The 15,883-nt window shown below is 51.1% G+C and carries 13 protein-coding genes; 3 read left to right on the forward strand and 10 right to left on the reverse strand.

The annotated features are described in order from the left end of the window. Window positions 1-2,241, forward strand: a complete 2,241-nt coding sequence (locus tag E0L35_RS04955) for an ATP-binding protein (RefSeq protein WP_138799815.1) — start codon at window positions 1-3, stop codon at window positions 2,239-2,241. A 7-nt stretch (window positions 2,242-2,248) separates the two neighbouring features. On the opposite strand, the gene E0L35_RS04960 is transcribed toward E0L35_RS04955, so the two are convergent. The 9 genes from E0L35_RS04960 to E0L35_RS05000 form a co-directional block, all read right to left on the reverse strand. Continuing rightward, complete coding sequence (locus tag E0L35_RS04960) at window positions 2,249-3,415, reverse strand: EAL domain-containing response regulator (protein WP_027959918.1); 1,167 nt, start codon at window positions 3,413-3,415, stop codon at window positions 2,249-2,251. A gap of 140 nt (window positions 3,416-3,555) precedes the next feature. Continuing rightward, a complete protein-coding gene (locus tag E0L35_RS04965; RefSeq protein ID WP_035538592.1) occupies window positions 3,556-5,232 on the reverse strand; it encodes a methyl-accepting chemotaxis protein in 1,677 nt (558 codons plus the stop codon). A 165-nt stretch (window positions 5,233-5,397) separates the two neighbouring features. Next, the gene (locus E0L35_RS04970; protein ID WP_027959917.1) at window positions 5,398-7,260 is read right to left on the reverse strand and encodes an ABC transporter ATP-binding protein; all 1,863 of its coding nucleotides are present in this window, start codon (window positions 7,258-7,260) and stop codon (window positions 5,398-5,400) included. 129 nt (window positions 7,261-7,389) lie between these two features. Next, window positions 7,390-8,997, reverse strand: coding sequence for a gamma-glutamyltransferase family protein (locus tag E0L35_RS04975; RefSeq protein ID WP_027959916.1), 1,608 nt, complete (start codon window positions 8,995-8,997; stop codon window positions 7,390-7,392). Between the two features lie 8 nt (window positions 8,998-9,005). Next, window positions 9,006-10,532 (reverse strand): tripartite tricarboxylate transporter permease, encoded by a 1,527-nt coding sequence (locus tag E0L35_RS04980; protein ID WP_027959915.1) that lies wholly within the window; start codon window positions 10,530-10,532, stop codon window positions 9,006-9,008. An 8-nt stretch (window positions 10,533-10,540) separates the two neighbouring features. Beyond that, a complete protein-coding gene (locus E0L35_RS04985; protein ID WP_027959914.1) occupies window positions 10,541-11,038 on the reverse strand; it encodes a tripartite tricarboxylate transporter TctB family protein in 498 nt (165 codons plus the stop codon). A 27-nt stretch (window positions 11,039-11,065) separates the two neighbouring features. Next, window positions 11,066-12,016, reverse strand: a complete 951-nt coding sequence (locus E0L35_RS04990) for a tripartite tricarboxylate transporter substrate binding protein (RefSeq protein WP_027959913.1) — start codon at window positions 12,014-12,016, stop codon at window positions 11,066-11,068. 87 nt (window positions 12,017-12,103) lie between these two features. After that, on the reverse strand, window positions 12,104-12,634 hold the full coding sequence (locus E0L35_RS04995) for a chromate transporter (RefSeq protein ID WP_027959912.1): 531 nt from the start codon (window positions 12,632-12,634) through the stop codon (window positions 12,104-12,106). Further along, window positions 12,631-13,200 (reverse strand): chromate transporter, encoded by a 570-nt coding sequence (locus E0L35_RS05000; RefSeq protein ID WP_009287174.1) that lies wholly within the window; start codon window positions 13,198-13,200, stop codon window positions 12,631-12,633. The genes E0L35_RS04995 and E0L35_RS05000 overlap by 4 nt, the downstream gene beginning before the upstream one ends. A 178-nt stretch (window positions 13,201-13,378) precedes the next feature. On the opposite strand from E0L35_RS05000, the gene E0L35_RS05005 reads away from it, so the two are divergent. Beyond that, window positions 13,379-14,074 (forward strand): FCD domain-containing protein, encoded by a 696-nt coding sequence (locus E0L35_RS05005; RefSeq protein WP_022520673.1) that lies wholly within the window; start codon window positions 13,379-13,381, stop codon window positions 14,072-14,074. A gap of 77 nt (window positions 14,075-14,151) precedes the next feature. Continuing rightward, on the forward strand, window positions 14,152-14,721 hold the full coding sequence (locus tag E0L35_RS05010) for a DUF1415 domain-containing protein (protein WP_027959910.1): 570 nt from the start codon (window positions 14,152-14,154) through the stop codon (window positions 14,719-14,721). Between the two features lie 168 nt (window positions 14,722-14,889). On the opposite strand, the gene E0L35_RS05015 is transcribed toward E0L35_RS05010, so the two are convergent. Beyond that, window positions 14,890-15,786: a methyl-accepting chemotaxis protein gene (locus tag E0L35_RS05015; RefSeq protein ID WP_249362094.1), complete on the reverse strand. Its 897-nt coding sequence runs from the start codon at window positions 15,784-15,786 to the stop codon at window positions 14,890-14,892. Between the last annotated feature and the right edge of the window lie 97 nt (window positions 15,787-15,883).

A 15,883-nucleotide genomic window follows, 5' to 3' on the forward strand; every position in this document is an offset into this window, starting at 1 on the left:
ATGCTGGCTTTTTTTAAGTTCTATTTTTCCCGCCGTACCAGGGTCGCTACATTCTCGGCGATCCTTTTTTTTCTTTCAGCGCTAACCACCGGTGGGGTTATTTATAACCGTCAGCATGCGCAGGAGGAGCGGTTGCTCGAAAATGTGTTATGGGCCGGGTATCAGTTTGATCGAGAGGTGCGCGAATTGCGCTTGTCGCTATTCGAAACGAGTGCTGGGAAGGCTACGGTTGATGATGTGTTGCTGCGTTTTGAGATTCTCTTCAGCCGACAATCACTTTTTTTTCAAGGTGAAATAGGAAAAGTCGTGGCGAAACTCGAGGATATTGAGGCGGTCATTCAACAAGCTCACATCCGCATTCTAGAGATGGAAACCCTACTCGAAACGGTATGGGACAACCCTACCCAGTTAAATAGCGAGTTAACGGCTATCCTCCTGCAGCAAACGGCTGAGCTACAGCAACTCAGCGGTAACATTTTGATCGAAACCAACGCCCATGTTTCCCATATGCATAGTGAGGAACACCGCGCATTGACAAGTCTCAACGGATTGGTGCTGTTGCTTATTGTCCTGTTAATGCTTTCAGGTGGCATGTTGGTTCGCGCGCTGATTCTAGAAGGGCGCTCCAGTCATCGTAAGGCTCAGGCGTTAGAAACCAAGAGCCAAGAGCTAAATGAGGCAGCTAGGCAAGCAGAGAAAGCGAGTCTGGCAAAATCTGAGTTTATGGCGGTGATGAGTCATGAAATTCGAACCCCGTTAAATGGTGTCGTGGGTATGGCGGATTTGTTAAGCGAGGAGGTTAAAACAACAAGTGCAGAGACTTATTTAGCCGCTCTTAAGCGCAGTGCGGAGAGCCTACGCGCGGTGATCAACGATATTCTCGACTACACCAAAATTGAGTCGGGGCGCCTCGATCTGGATATCCAGCCGTTTGATCTTCACCAATGCATCGACCAGCTTTGTGAAAGCTATACCCTCCGCGAACCAAAGGCGAAGGTCTCCTTTAGTTACGCTATCGACCCGGCGCTGCCCCGTTATGTGCTGGGAGACATCGCGCGGCTGCGCCAAGTCATGATGAACTTAATCAATAATGCCTTGAAGTTCACGGAAGAGGGGTTCGTCAAATGCCAGATAAAACCTCTTGGAGACGATAATATTCTTATGGAGGTACACGATACTGGCTGTGGTATCGCGGAAGCGGATCAAGCACAGCTGTTCTCGGCGTTCTCGCAAGTGGATACCTCAATGGCGCGTCGTCACGAAGGCACGGGGCTTGGGCTCGCAATCTGTAAGCGGTTGGTCGATGCCATGCAGGGCGAGATAGGTGTTAACAGCCAGCAGGGGCTCGGCAGTCGATTCTGGTTCACCGTCAGCCTGCCGGAAACCGAACCTTTGGCCATTTACCAAAGCGGTGAACACCTGCCAGCAATGCCCTCCCATCACCATATCTTGGTGGTAGAGGATAACCCGCTAAATCAAACGGTGGCACGCGTCATGCTTGAGCGCCTTGGCCAGCAGGTATCGGTTGCAGAGAACGGCCAGGAAGCGCTCGATCAGTTGAAAGCAGACCATGGTCGATTTGATTTGGTGTTAATGGATATGCAGATGCCTAAGCTGGATGGCACGGAAACCACCCAACGCTGGCGCGATTATGAAGCTGTGCATCAACTGCCTAAGTTGCCCATAGTGGCGATGACCGCCAATGTGATGCCTGAGCACCGAGAGCGCTGCATTCAAAGCGGCATGGACGATATGATTCACAAGCCTTTTACGCGCGATGAGTTGCATCAGGTGATTGGCCGCTATCTGTTAAATGATGAAAGCGTTGAATCTGTCAGTATTCACGCTACCGTTCCTATTAAAAGCCCCGAATCGCTGGGTGATAGCGCTGGGGCAGTTCAAGTACTCGATAAGCGTCTTTGCGAAGAGCTGCAAAGTACCTTTGAACCCAAGGCACTGGATGCGCTGCTGACCACGTTTTTAACACGGCTTGGTGAACGTATCGCTCGCTTGAATGCCTACTGGCAGTCAGAGGATCGACAAGCCTTGTGCCTAGAAGCCCATTCACTAAAGGGTGCCGCTTCCTCTCTAGGCTGTGCTGCGATTGCTGAGCAAGCAAGCCAATTGGAGCAAGCAGCGCTAGAAGCCCCATTAAGCGAATTGATGATCTATCTGAAGCGTTTAGTTGCTCTTGAGGCCACTACTAAGCTGGCTTTGGAGCAAGAAAGCATGTTCGTTTGATGCGTTATTAGGGGGCGGACGGTGAGTACTCGCGTAACCAGGTGTTGAAAGCGTCGGCGGTTAACGGGTGTGCAATACCGTAGCCTTGTCCAACAGTGCACCCGGCTTCAACAAGCCGAGTGAACTGTGCCGACGTTTCGATACCTTCGGCGACAACAGTCAGTCCCAGGCGTTTGCCTAAGTCGACAATCGACTCTGTTATCACCAGTGCTTCTTTGTCCTGATCGATCAGTGAGACAAAGCTACGGTCAATTTTGAGCTCGCTGAAAGGCAACCGATAGAGCTGTGTCAGCGAAGAGTGGCCGGTACCAAAGTCATCTAACGCCAGTTTGCAGCCCCGTTGTCGCAACGCTTTGAGCACGTAGCTAGCGTAGCCCAAGCACTCAACCCCCGCTGTTTCGGTGAGTTCCAGGGTGATCTTGCTAAGCACAGCATGATGCGCTTGGGTGAGTTGATCAAACGCGTCTAGTACGCCTTCTGCTTGAATAAAGGCCGCCGGTATATTTATCGAGACGTCTAAGTCCCACCCTTGTGACAACCATTGGGCTTGCTGCTTCATGGCAAGCTCAATAACGTACCAAGTGAGTGGAAGCATCAGGTCGTTTTGCTCTGCTAGAGGTATAAAACTGTCGGGGTATAGCACGCCGCGTTGAGGGTCTTGCCAGCGTACCAGCGCTTCAACGCCAATAACCTGCCCTTGTTGAGTGCCTTGTTGCAGGCTTATTTGGGGTTGAAAAGCTAGAAAAAGCTGTTGTTCACGAATGGCCTTCGCCAATTCAACGCTTGTAGGCGCTTTGGGCGCTTTTTTTAATGGCCCCAGAAATGTCGTTAGACCGGTGAGTAGCTTGGATTTAGATAGGAAACCTAACATTTTCAAGCCTTTTGCTTCACCTGCTGCAAGCGCATGCGCGGCAGTTTCTTCCGTATAATTGCTAATTAATAAAATTGAAGCGTTTAAGCGTAAATCATAAAGATATTCCAGAATATCAAGGCTCGTAAATTCACCTAGCCCGAGATCAAGCAAGATCAGCTCGACATTGAGTAGGTCGGGTTGGCGCACCAGCTCGCCAAAACTGCTTGCCGTCACCACCTGATAACCGTGCTGGCGTAGTAGCATTCTGCCCAATAGTTGGACACTACAATCATCATCAATAATTAAAGCACCAGACAGCATACATATACCTTTGATGACTACGATGAGCGGCTGCGGCTAGACGAAGAGCTTGCTGAAATGGATGAGCATATAAGCCGGTAACGAAACTTCCTTGGACTCAGTATGAGTCCAAGGATACTTAGAAAACTAAGGGAGATTGCTTAAAACGACTCCCATTCAGGCTGCTGTGAGCTCGCTAAACGACGCGGGACATTAGGCGTAGGTGAGGGCTTATTAGCTGTAGGGGCAAGCGCTGCTTTGCCAAGAGCTGGTTGCGCGTTAGCATTGCTGAGCTTGAAGCCTCCCACTAGCACGCCCAGTCGGTCGGCTTGTTCTCTTAGTTCCGCCGCCGCAGCGCTGGACTCTTCTACCATGGAGGCATTGTGCTGGGTCATGCTATCCAGCTCGTTGACTGCGTCATTTACTTGACCGATACCTACACTCTGTTCTTTAGCACCAGCACTGATCTCAGCAATCACGTCCGCCACACGCTCGATGCTTTTTACCATCTCCTGCATGGTGACGCCGGTTTGTTTCACTTGGTCAACGCCCACCTTTGTGCGGTTTAACGACGTATTGATCAGAGTGGCAATGTTTTTGGATGCATCACTTGAGCGGCTGGCCAATATACGTACCTCTTGGGCAACTACCGCAAAGCCTCGGCCATGCTCGCCTGCGCGGGCGGCCTCTACAGACGCATTCAGCGCCAGGATATTGGTTTGAAAAGCGATGCTATCAATAAGGTTGACGATGCTGCTGATTTCAGAGGAAGAGTCGTTAATCGTATCCATTGTCTGCTCAACACTGTGCATGGAGTGCAAACCCTGTTGAGCGAGATCCCGGGTTGAAAGCGCCAACTGGTCAGCCTGCTGGGCAGAATCAGAGGCGTTGTTGACCACTGCTGCGATTTGCTCCATCGAAGCAGAGGTTTGCTGTAAATTCGCAGCAGCTTGCTCAGTACGTGCCGCAAGCTCCTGACTGCCTTTGGCAATTTCAGTAGATGCATGCTGCAGGCTAACGGTACTGCTGCTAACTGACTGAAGCGTATCGTCAATGCGTTTAATAAAGGCATTGAACTGTTGTGCCAATTCACCAATTTCATCACGGCGTTGACTCTCAATCCGCGCGGTTAAATCGCCATCGCCTTCGGTAATCTCTTTAATACGTCCACTAATTTGACGGATAGCCCGAGACATCATTAGCGGCCCCAGTAGCGCAATAAGCGTTGCAGCAATAAAGATGATTAAAGCAACAATAATAGTGGATGTTTGCTGCACTTGGATTCTATCAACCACCGCTGCTTCTGCTTGATAAGTGGCTGTCTCAATATTTATTCCCGATACATCATATATATCACGCAGTGCATTAAAGTCGTCTAATGATGAACCGGATAGCATCGTTAATGCTGCTGCGGTATTACCGCTTTGGTGCAGCTCAAAAACACGTGTTGCCTCTTGTTTCCAATCGCTATACAGCGTTTCAAAGTTAGCTAGTTGCTTGGTTAGCTCTGGGTAGTTCTGCATTAGTTCGGCGTAGAGCCCCATGCGGTCATAAGCCTGCTGAGCATTCTCTTCAAACTCGGCGATTAACGCTGTTGCTCGCTCGGAGCTGGGGTCAGATAACAGATACTCAATCTCAGCAACGCGTGCTTGATAAAGGTCTCGGTCGCCGTTGAGTGTGGCTGAAGTCGCCGGAATATAGTTGGTGATAAACGTATCTAAACGGCTTTTTACCATATTAACCAGCAGTGCATCGGCTACCACAATAACCAGTAGTGCTAACGCAACGCTGATAAAGGCAAGAGCATACTTAACTCTTATCTGATGAAGACGGTTCATATGTGCCACTCCTGTAGTGTCAAACCATGAGAGCACATTACCTTTAAAGCGTTAGAACGGTCGACAGATTTGTAACGCTTGTGACGTTTGTTCACGTTCGAGATTTTAATTAGCGTGGTAAGAGTTTAAACATAATTATAATAAGAATTATTAATATTTTAGTGGCTATTTATAACCCGCTGCCTGGAGTTGAAATAGTTTCGCATAGCGGCCTGCAGTGGCCAGGAGTTCTTCATGGGTGCCGCGTTCAACGATATGCCCTTGATCAATAACCAGAATGAGATCAGCGCTGCGTACTGTGGAAAAACGGTGAGAGATCAATATCGCCATTTTATTGCGGCTGTGCTCGCGAAAGCGGGCAAATATTTCGGCTTCTGCGGCAGCATCCATGGCAGCGGTAGGTTCATCCAGTACCAAAATGTCCGCGTTTTCGCGCATATACGCTCGGGAGAGGGCAATTTTCTGCCACTGGCCACCAGAGAGCTCTTGGCCATTTTTAAACCAGCGGCCAAGCTGGGTTTTGTAGCCGTTGGCCATGCGAGTAATAAACTCATCCGCCATACCGTGACGAGCGGCGTTCTGCCACCTTTCTTGGTCGTTAAAGGCATGAGTATCGCCGACACCAAGGTTTTCGCCCACCTGCAACTGATAGCGCACGAAGTCCTGAAAAATCACCCCGGTGCGTTCACGTAGTGCTTGGGTACTCCAATCCCGCAGGTCGCTACCATCTAACAGAATTCGGCCTTGGGTTGGGTGGTAGAGCCGCGTGAGCAGCTTGATAAGGGTCGTCTTACCCGAGCCGTTTTCGCCTACCAAAGCCAGGCTCTGCCCAGGGCAGAGGTGCAGTGAGATATCGTGAAGAACCGGATCTTGGAGAACAGAGTCGCCGCCAGGGTAGGAGAAGCTAACGTGCTCAAAGCGCAGCCCGTCACCGGGCAGTGCCCCCTGAGTGAGTGTACCGCTCTCTCCCTCCACTGGCTGCTCAAGATACTCATAAAGATTGGAGAGGTAGAGGTTATCCTCGTACATGCCGCTGATCGCGGTGAGGCTTGCGGAGAGCGCGGCCTGACCCTGCTTGAAGACCATCAGGTACATGGTCATCTGGCCCAGGGTAAGCGCCCCGGCAATCGTTTCAATCACCACCCAGGCGTAGGCGGCGTAAAAGGTTAAGGTGCCAAGCAGGCCGAGCAGAAACCCCCAGCTTTCACGACGCAAAGTTAGGCGGCGATCCTCAGCAAACAATTTGGTAAAAATGTCGCGATAGCGCTTGAGAAACAGCCCTTCAAGGCCAAACAGTTTGACCTCTTTAATGCTGTCTTCCCTTGCAAGCACCGTCTCTAAATAGATCTGCATACGGGTTTGCGGCGAGCGCCAGCGAAACAGCCTGAAAGCATCGCCCGAGAATTTGGCCTCTGAGATAAATACCGGTAGGGCGCCTGCCACCAAAATCAGCAGCGCCCAAGGGGAGAACTGCACCAGTAGCACGCCGAAGCTACCCAGCGAGATAGCGTTTTGCAGCAGCCCAAAGGTTTTATTCACCAGTGCAAGCGGGCGCGTAGATGCTTCACGGCGCGCTCGCGTGAGCTGGTCGTAAAGCTCTGAATCTTCAAACTGGCTAAGTGACAGTTGTCCCGCTTTCTCCAGAATCATCACATTGACCTTCTGCCCCAGCAGCGCACGCAGCAGTGACTGTTGGGCTGAGAGGCCGCGCTGGGCCAGGGCAATGAGCGCAATAATCACGGCTTCGATCCCCACCAGCGTTAGCACCGGTGTGATGGACGCTAGCAGATTGGGATCAGTGGCTGCTTGATGGGCTTCCATGGCACTCACCACCCCATCCACAATCAACTGACCCACCCAGGCCGCCACGGCAGGCAGAACCCCTGCGACCAGCGTGCACAGCGCCAGCCCAAGCATCATCCAGCGAGAGGTTTCCCAGACTAAGCCAAGTGCACGTCGGCTATAGCGAAATACGCCAAAAAAGCCGCTTAGTGGTGAGGAAGTCGATTCAGAAGGTGGTGGAGACATAGTTAGGCTGGCAAAAAGTACCGACGAAAAAAAGAGTGCCATGATGCGGTGGTTGAGCGTGGATAGCCAGCTCAGCCGCCGGTTGCCTTCAACGGCAACACGGCGGAGACCCAGTTTAGTGGTGAGATATTACCAGGGGAGCACAGCCCCATCGGTGCGTGGCTCGGTGCCACCTTGGAGTACGCCGGTGTCAGGATCGCGCAGAATGATTTGGCCACGGCCAAAGCTGATTGAATCGGCGACTTTAACGATGTCGTGGCCGCGGCGTGCCAGGGCAAGCGCTAAGTGATTGGGGAAGTCGGCTTCAACTTCGATGGTTTTGCCTTTGGTCCATTTCCAACGCGGCATATCGAGCGCCGCCTGAGGATTCAGTTGATCCTCAAGCATCGCCGTTACCACCTGCACATGGCCCTGGGGCTGCATATAGCCACCCATCACACCGAACGGCCCAACGGCTTGGTTATCTTTGGTGATAAAGCCTGGGATGATGGTGTGGTAGGTGCGCTTGCCGGGGGCTAGTGCATTAGGGTGCTGCGGGTCGAGGGAGAACGACCAGCCACGGTTTTGCAGGCTAATGCCGGTGCCCGGTACTACGATGCCAGAGCCAAAGCCTTCAAAGTTGCTTTGAATGAATGACACCATATTACCTTCATCATCAGCGGTTGCCAGGTAAACGGTGCCCCCCCTTAATGGATTGCCATGAATGGGGTCAATGGCGTCTTGGCCAATAAGCTCTGCGCGTTGCGAAAGGTACTCATTCGATAGCATCTGCTCAACGCTCGGCTGCATAGATGAGCGTTCAGTAATGTAGTTTAAGCCGTCTACGTAACCAAGTTTTGTAGCCTCTATCCGGCGGTGGATAGTGTCTATCTGATCATTTGACTGTTCGCCTAAAGATTCAAGAATACCCAAGGCTTGAAGCACAATTAATCCGCTGCCGTTGGGAGGAATTTCCCAAATATCATGGCCGCGATATCGGACACTTATGGGTTTGACCCATTCTGGTTTGAAAGCTTGTAAATCTTCTTTGCGTAAGAAGCCGCCATGCTGACGTGAAAAGGCATCCATCGCATCCGCTAGGCTGCCTTGATAAAACGCATCCGCATGGCTATTGGCAATTTCACGCAGCGTTTTTGCCATATCAGGAGAGCGCCAAATGTCACCTGCTTTGGGAGCCTGCCCATTGGGAGTGAAGTGCGTAAACCAGGAGGCAAATTCATCTGTCCCGTATTTTCCATAACGCTCTTCTGCACTTTTCCAGAGTTGGCTGGCTACTGCTGATACAGCAAAACCTTCGTCAGCTAATTCTATTGCTGGCGCTAACAGCTGCTCAAAAGGCAGTTTACCAAAACGCTCTGAAAGCGCAGCCCAGGCGCCTGGCGCACCGGGTACTGTGATTGGCACTAATCCATGGGCGGGCATTTCCTCATGACCCAGGGCCTTGACGGCATCACATGAAATACTCTTTGGCGCAGGGCCGCTAGCATTGAGGCCATGTAGCTCACCTTTTACCCACACAAGAGCAAAAGCATCGCTACCAATACCATTAGAGGTTGGCTCAACGACGGTTAAAGCAGCAGCTGTAGCAATGGCAGCATCAATGGCATTGCCACCTTTTCGTAACATATCTATGCCGACTTGTGCAGCAAGCGACTGAGACGTAGCGACCATTCCACGTTTTCCAAACGTGACCATACGACGTGAGGCGGAAGGGTAATAGTGTGGGTCAGTATGCATTGTGATTCCTATTTAGATGTGGCATCTAGACGGCGAGCCATTAGGCGGCGCTGTTTCATATAGCTATAAATACTGTAAATCACAGAAACAACCGCCAGTGTAAGCAGCAGCGCTGATATTGGCCGAGTGAAGAAGAGCGTCCAGTCAGTGCTTGTCTGGAAGGCCCGTCTTAAGTTGGTTTCTGCTATAGGGCCCAATACAACGCCAAGTACAAGAGGTGCTAGCGGATAATCCAGTTTTTTAAGCAGATATCCCACTGCACCAATGCAGGCAAGTAGATAAAGGTCGGATAAGCGGTTGTTCAGGGTGTAAGTACCAATTGCACAGCAAGCTAATACAACGGGAACAACAATATACTTAGGTACATTTAGTAGGCGTAAAAAAGCCCTCATTAAAATAACGCCTATTAACAGCATGAAGACAGAAGCTATCGCCATGGCAATAAACATGCTGTAAACCAAGTCGGGATGATCAAGTATTAAGCGCGGGCCAATGCTGATGCCGTGTACCATGATGGCTGCCATGAGAACTGCATCGGCGGGAGACCCTGGTATGCCTAACGCTATCAATGGTATTAAGCTGCCGCCTACCGTTGATGAGTTGCCTGACTCAGAAGCAACAACGCCCTGTGGTTCACCCTTACCAAAAGTTTCTGGGTGCTTAGACGCTCGTTTAGCTTGGTCGTAAGCTAATAGATTAGAAATTGAGCTACCTGCACCGGGTACTGCACCAATAAACACACCGAGCAATGATGAGCGTATAACATTGGCGGGCTTCAATAAGATGTCTTTTATGGTTTGCCAAAGGTGAGGGCGCATGTCTCCACTGATTAATGCGCCAGAAGAGGGCTGTTTGTCTCCGGCGGCAGGCTCTAATTCGGAGAGTAGCTGGCTCATGGCGTACATGCCTATTAATACAACCAGGAACGGTATGCCCGCGGTCAGGATTTCATAGCCAAAGGTAAAACGCTCGCGCCCCATGAGTGGGTCAGGCCCAATAGTGGCGATGCCGATCCCGATTAGACCCGCGATTAGCCCCCTGATAAGAGAGTCACCCACTAGGCTTGCTATGACAGTCAAAGCAAAAATAATAAGCGCAAAATATTCCCAGGGTCCTAACTTAACCGCTAGAAGTGCGAGTGGAGGCGCGGCCACGATCAGCACAGCAATAGAAATAATAGAGCCCACGAATGAAGCAAATAATCCCAAGGATAGTGCTTTCCCAGGATGACCTTGTCGAGCCATAGGGAAGGCATCAAAGGTGGTTGCAACTGATGAGGGCGTGCCTGGGATGCCCAGCAGAGCGGCACTAAATAAGCCACCGCTTAGTCCACCTACGTAGACAGATAGCATGACCGCAATGCCCTGCATGGGGGGCATGGCAAATGTAAGAGGCAACGTAAGGACTATGGCCATGGTAATCGTAAAGCCGGGTATTGCGGCGGCAACAATACCTGCAAAAGTCGCTACTGCCATGAGTAATAGCGTATAGGGCTCGGTCACGCCCCCTAGCGCTACGAGGAAAGCATCAGTCATAGGTTACGTTACCATTGAGCACGAGGAAGATAGATGTTGAAGGCCTCAGAAAATAAATAGTAAGGCCCAGCAGAAAAGAGAATGGCGACGAAGATGGCAATCGCTACGGTAGTAGCCTTCCTGGGGGCTAGGTAAAGCTGTGTAGTAAGCAGATATACAAAAGTGCTGATAATAAATCCCGCAATAGGCATTGCTATCATATACACAGTAAATAGCACCAGGTTGATGATGACGGCTTTAAGTGCGGTTAGTCTTCTCCAGGCAATGCAAAAGGTTGTACGCGGTAAGCCGTGTTTGGAGAGTTCAAAGATAACTGCCATGCCGCATAAAATTGCAATACTGAAAAAGATAATTTGTGGGAAAGTACCTGCACTCATGGGTTCCCAACGAGAGGCCGGCAATGAGCCGGCCTTGAAGGCCATGAATAAAGCACCGAGGGCGATGATAAGGTAAGACAGCACTTGTAACGCCGGGATTAGAGCTGTCTCTGCGCTTCTGCGCTCCATAAAAACCTCCTAAAGCACAACGTTACCTTAATTAAGGAGGTGGGCGTTGTTTTCAATGAACTCGTTATTACGCTCTAAATAAGCGGTATAGTCTTCTCTGTTAAGGTAACGCACTGTGCCGCCTACATTCTCAATGTCGGTTTTAAACCCTTCACTATTAGCGACATTTTTAAGCGCACTTTCCAGTGTTGAAACGACCGACTCGGGTGTTCCTTTGGGCACAACAACCCCACGAGTAACTAAAAACTCAAGATCATGCCCCAGTTCTTTAAGTGTGGGTGTATCAGGTAGTTCTTCAATGCGTTCAGAAGTAGCCGCTGCTAACACGTTCAAATCGCCATTTTCTACGAAGGCGCGTGCTGAGTAATAGTCCTCTATAGCCACTGTGATATGCCCACCCGCGAGCGCACGTAACCTTTCTCCAGTCCCTTCATACCCCACATAGCCAAACTGAGTGCCTGTGGATTCTTCAAATTGCACTGCCCATAAGTGTGGAATACCACCTAATGTAACGCCCATCCGATACTCACCTGGGTTTGAGGTGACATCTTCGAGCATGTCTTCGAGTGTTTCCCAACCAGTATCGGCATTTACTACGATGACCGAGTTATCGCTGGTCATCATGGAAACGACATCAAAATCGTCCCAGTTGAGGTCTGTCACCCCCGAATGGTGCGCGATCAGCAAACCTTCATGTATTTGCGAAATAGTGTATCCATCGCTATCTCGGCGTGAGGCTTCACGCAGTCCTACCGTTCCACTTGCTCCAGGCATATTAATCACAGGCACCGCTTGGCCTAACTCTGTTTCAAGATGTTTGCTTACCAAACGCATTAGCAAGTCGCTGCCGCCACCTGGCCCCCAGGGCACAATAAATTCGATTGGCTTTTCAGGATAATTATCAGCAGCTGTTGCAAAGGCGGGTATAGAAAGTGCTGCTGCTAAGGCGGTGGTAGTGAATAGCGATTTAAGTGTCATTGTTTACCCCATTGATCCATGAATTGTTGTGAGTTTTGGCGTGTTGAGTGGTGTTACTTATAAGTTTTTGTAAAGTTTGAGTTATCTTTACGGAATAATAAGCCCTCCATAAACCAGGGCGCCCATAACCACAAAGGCGGGGTGCGTGTTAAAACGAATCAGTGCTATAGCGGCGACTATGCCAATGATCAGGGTATGAATCGCCCCGCTGGTATTAAGGCTTTCGAGCAGAAACCCCAAGGTCAGCCAGGCCATCATCATGGCGATGACTGGGCGCACCCATTGGCTCATGCGCTTAACCCGGGGGGAATCACGATGACGGTAGAGCAACCCTAACGCGCCTAACATGAGTAGCAGCGTAGGGATCACTGTGGCAGCTACGGCAATGAAGGCACCGCCAATACCCGCTACTTCATAGCCCACATAGCCGGCCATTTTGGTCGCGATAGGGCTAGGTAATGCGTTGCCGAGGGCTAATGTTTCCGCGAAGGTTTGTGCGGTCATCCAGCCATAACGGCCAACCACTTCGGCTTCGATCAGTGGAATAATGGCCGGGCCGCCGCCATAGCCGATAATGTTTGGGATAAAAAAGGCTAGGAAGAGATCCCAATAAATCATGCCGCTCCCTCCGCTTTTTTCTTACCGGCAGGGCGCAGGAGGGCGGCAAGTAGAATGGCGCCAATCACCCAGCCTGGGTGAATGCCAAGCCAGTAGATCAGCCCGGCGGCAATGATGGCCATGGCAATGCTGACCAGCCAGCCAAGAGCGGCCTGGGATTTATCAAAAAAGTCCCATGTGAGCTGCGCCATCATCACCATGACCACCGGCACCACGGCTTGGCCCATGCCGCGAATCCAAGCCACATCACGGTAACGGCTGAAAATGCCTAACATGACAATCATCGCCACAATCATCGGGACGATAATAGCAATGACGGCCGCAATACAGCCGACGACTCCACCTACACGATAGCCAATATAGCCGGGCATCTTGGTGGCAATGGGGCCGGGTAAGGTATTACCAATCGCCAGTACATCGGCAAACTCTTCATCGGTTAACCAATGGTGACGGGTGACGACCTCGGCGCGCACTAATGGGATCATGGCGGGGCCGCCACCGAAACCAAAGATGCCGATGCGGAAAAAGGCCCAGAAAAGTTGCCAGGAGGTGGCGGGTGGTGTCATTGATGCATATCCCGCGAAGCCAAAGAGGAGATCAGAAGCATACCTAGACCTTATTTATCGTTTGTAGGTTAAAAAATCGATTATCTTGTCTAAAATAGAATATAGGTAGTGCCCGACCCAACGTCAACAGTCAAAACAGAATGGACAGCGGGAACTGAGATAAACAAAGGACATCGTGATGAATAATTCTCTACCTACGTCAGCCAAGTCAGTAGGGCCAGTGGGGCCAGCGGGTACCGCATCAAGTCGCGTGTTTGATCATTTACGCAAGGATTTGGTGGGTGGGCGTTTTGTGGCCGGTGAAAAGCTCGCTATCAATGCGCTCAAAGAGCGCTATCAAGTCGGTTTGAGCCCGCTGCGAGAAGCGCTCAATAGATTGGCGGCTTATGGGTTGCTGGTGCAGGAGAATCAGCGCGGCTTTCGGGTGCCGAAGCTATCGCGGGATGAACTGGACGATATTGCCCAAATGCGCCTGGAAATGGAGGGGATGGCGCTAGAGCGAGCTATTGCTAACGGTGACTCGCTTTGGGAGGCCGATTTGCTTGCCGCCGCACATCGCCTGAAACGGGCCGATATAACCCTGGATAAAGGCGAAGAGTGGGAGCATCTGCATACACAGTTTCACCGCACCCTGGTGGCGCCGTGTGGGTCAGTCTGGTTATTGCGTTTTATTGAGCAGTTACACGACCAGTTCGATCGCTACCGACGTTTGGGGCCAAAAATGCCGACGATACGTCAAGAGCTGGACGAGCAGCATCATCAGCTGGTGGAGCTGGCGCTACAGCGGGATGCTAAAGCAGCGCGTGAATTAATGGACGACCATATCCATAAATCCTATGAAGTCGCCCTGAAGCGCTACCAAGAGCACGTGTAGTTGGTCATGAACAGTTGGTAAACTGCTGCGCATAAAGCGTCGGCCATCGCCGACCTAACCATGATCATGAGGGTGCTATGCACACAGATAACCAACACGCAGATGACCAAGTAGCCGCGCAAACGCTGAACTGGGTGCGCACCTTCATTGTCGCCCACGATATTTGCCCGTTCGCTCAGCGGGAGCTAGCGCGTGAAGCCATCCGCGTTGAGGTTGTGCGCTCTAAAAAAATTGAAGTGGCGCTTGAAGAGCTGATGGTCGAGGTAGCGTGGCTGGACGAACACCCTGAAACTGAAACGACGTTGCTGGTATTTCCTACGCTTTTTAAAAGCTTTGATCACTACCTGGATTTTGTTGAGCTGGCCGAAAGTATCTTGGTCGATCAGGGATATGAAGGGGTCTATCAGCTCGCTACTTTTCATCCCGATTACTGCTTCGACGGGGCTGAGCCCGATGACGCTGCCAACTATACCAATCGCTCTCCCTATGCCATGGTGCATCTGCTACGTGAAGAGAGTGTTGAAAAGGCGATCGAGTTTTACGGCGATACCGACGCGATTCCTGAGCGCAATATCGCTAAGTTAACGGCGATGGGCAGCGACGTCGCTGAGCAGCAGTTGCAGCACTGTTTTGACGTGAGCGACTAAGGTTTGTGAATCGCTTGCTGATGCTTGCCTTTGCTTTTAGCGGCATACAGGGCGCCATCCGCAAGTTGTATTATGTCGATATTCGCATTTAACGAGCCGCTAATTTTTATGACCTGAAGCGGAAGACCAATGGAAAAAGGGCCAGTCAAGCTGGCCCAAAAACATGAATTAAAACTCTTCCCAATCAGGTGTGGCATTGGGCAGTTTTCTAGTTGAGTAAGCGTTAGACGCTGCAAGTGCCTGCGGTGATGAAGAGGCGGTGGGGGATTCCGAGCCACCGTGCGTTACGCGCTTAAGTTTGAAGGTCGTGACTAACTCGGCCAAACGAGTAGCTTCATCCTGGAGTGAGGCTGACGCGGTGCTGGTCTCTTCAACCAGCGATACATTTTCCTGGGTCGCCGAGTCCATCTGGGATACCGCTGTGCTGACTTGGCTAATGCCCGACTCCTGCTCCTTTGCGGCGAGAGCAAGCTCTTGCATCATTTCCGTCACTTTACGAATAGCTTCGTTGATCTCCGCCATATCATGGCCATTTTTCGCTGCTTGTTCCGCACCGACAACAATACGCTGTGAGATATCTTCAATCATGGTGCGTATTTCTTTCGATGAGGTGGAGGTCTTGGTGGCTAAGGAGCGAACTTCGCTGGCCACCACCGCAAAGCCTCTACCGTGCTCGCCAGCCCGGGCAGCTTCTACCGATGCATTCAACGCCAGGATATTGGTTTGAAAGGCGATTGAGTCAATCACCTGAATAATGTCATGGACTTTGTGCGAGGTCTCTTCTAATTCCCGCATCAGTAGGCTGGTGCGTTCAGATGCCTGCTTACCACTATTCGCCTGTTGCGCGGCGTCCTGGGTCAATTGCTGTGCTTGACCGGCAGTATCTGCGTTTTGCTGCACAATCGATGAAATTTCATCCATACTCGCGGCGGTTTGCTGCAAAGCTGCGGCTTGTTGCTCTGTACGCGAAGCGAGATCCTGGCTGCCGCTGGCAATTTGCGTAGAGCTGGAGGCGACGGCTTCGCTACTTTGATTGTAAGCGAGCCACCAAACCCATCTACTCAAGCTAATTACGCCTCTTCACACTAATGATCTCTTGTTGGTTTTGGAGATCACCATGACCTGTGAACTCAACCCTACCCGCGCCTTTTGGCTGGGTCAT

The organism is Halomonas sp. ATBC28 (assembly GCF_005937175.1).
GTDB classification, from domain to species: Bacteria; Pseudomonadota; Gammaproteobacteria; order Pseudomonadales; family Halomonadaceae; genus Vreelandella; species Vreelandella titanicae.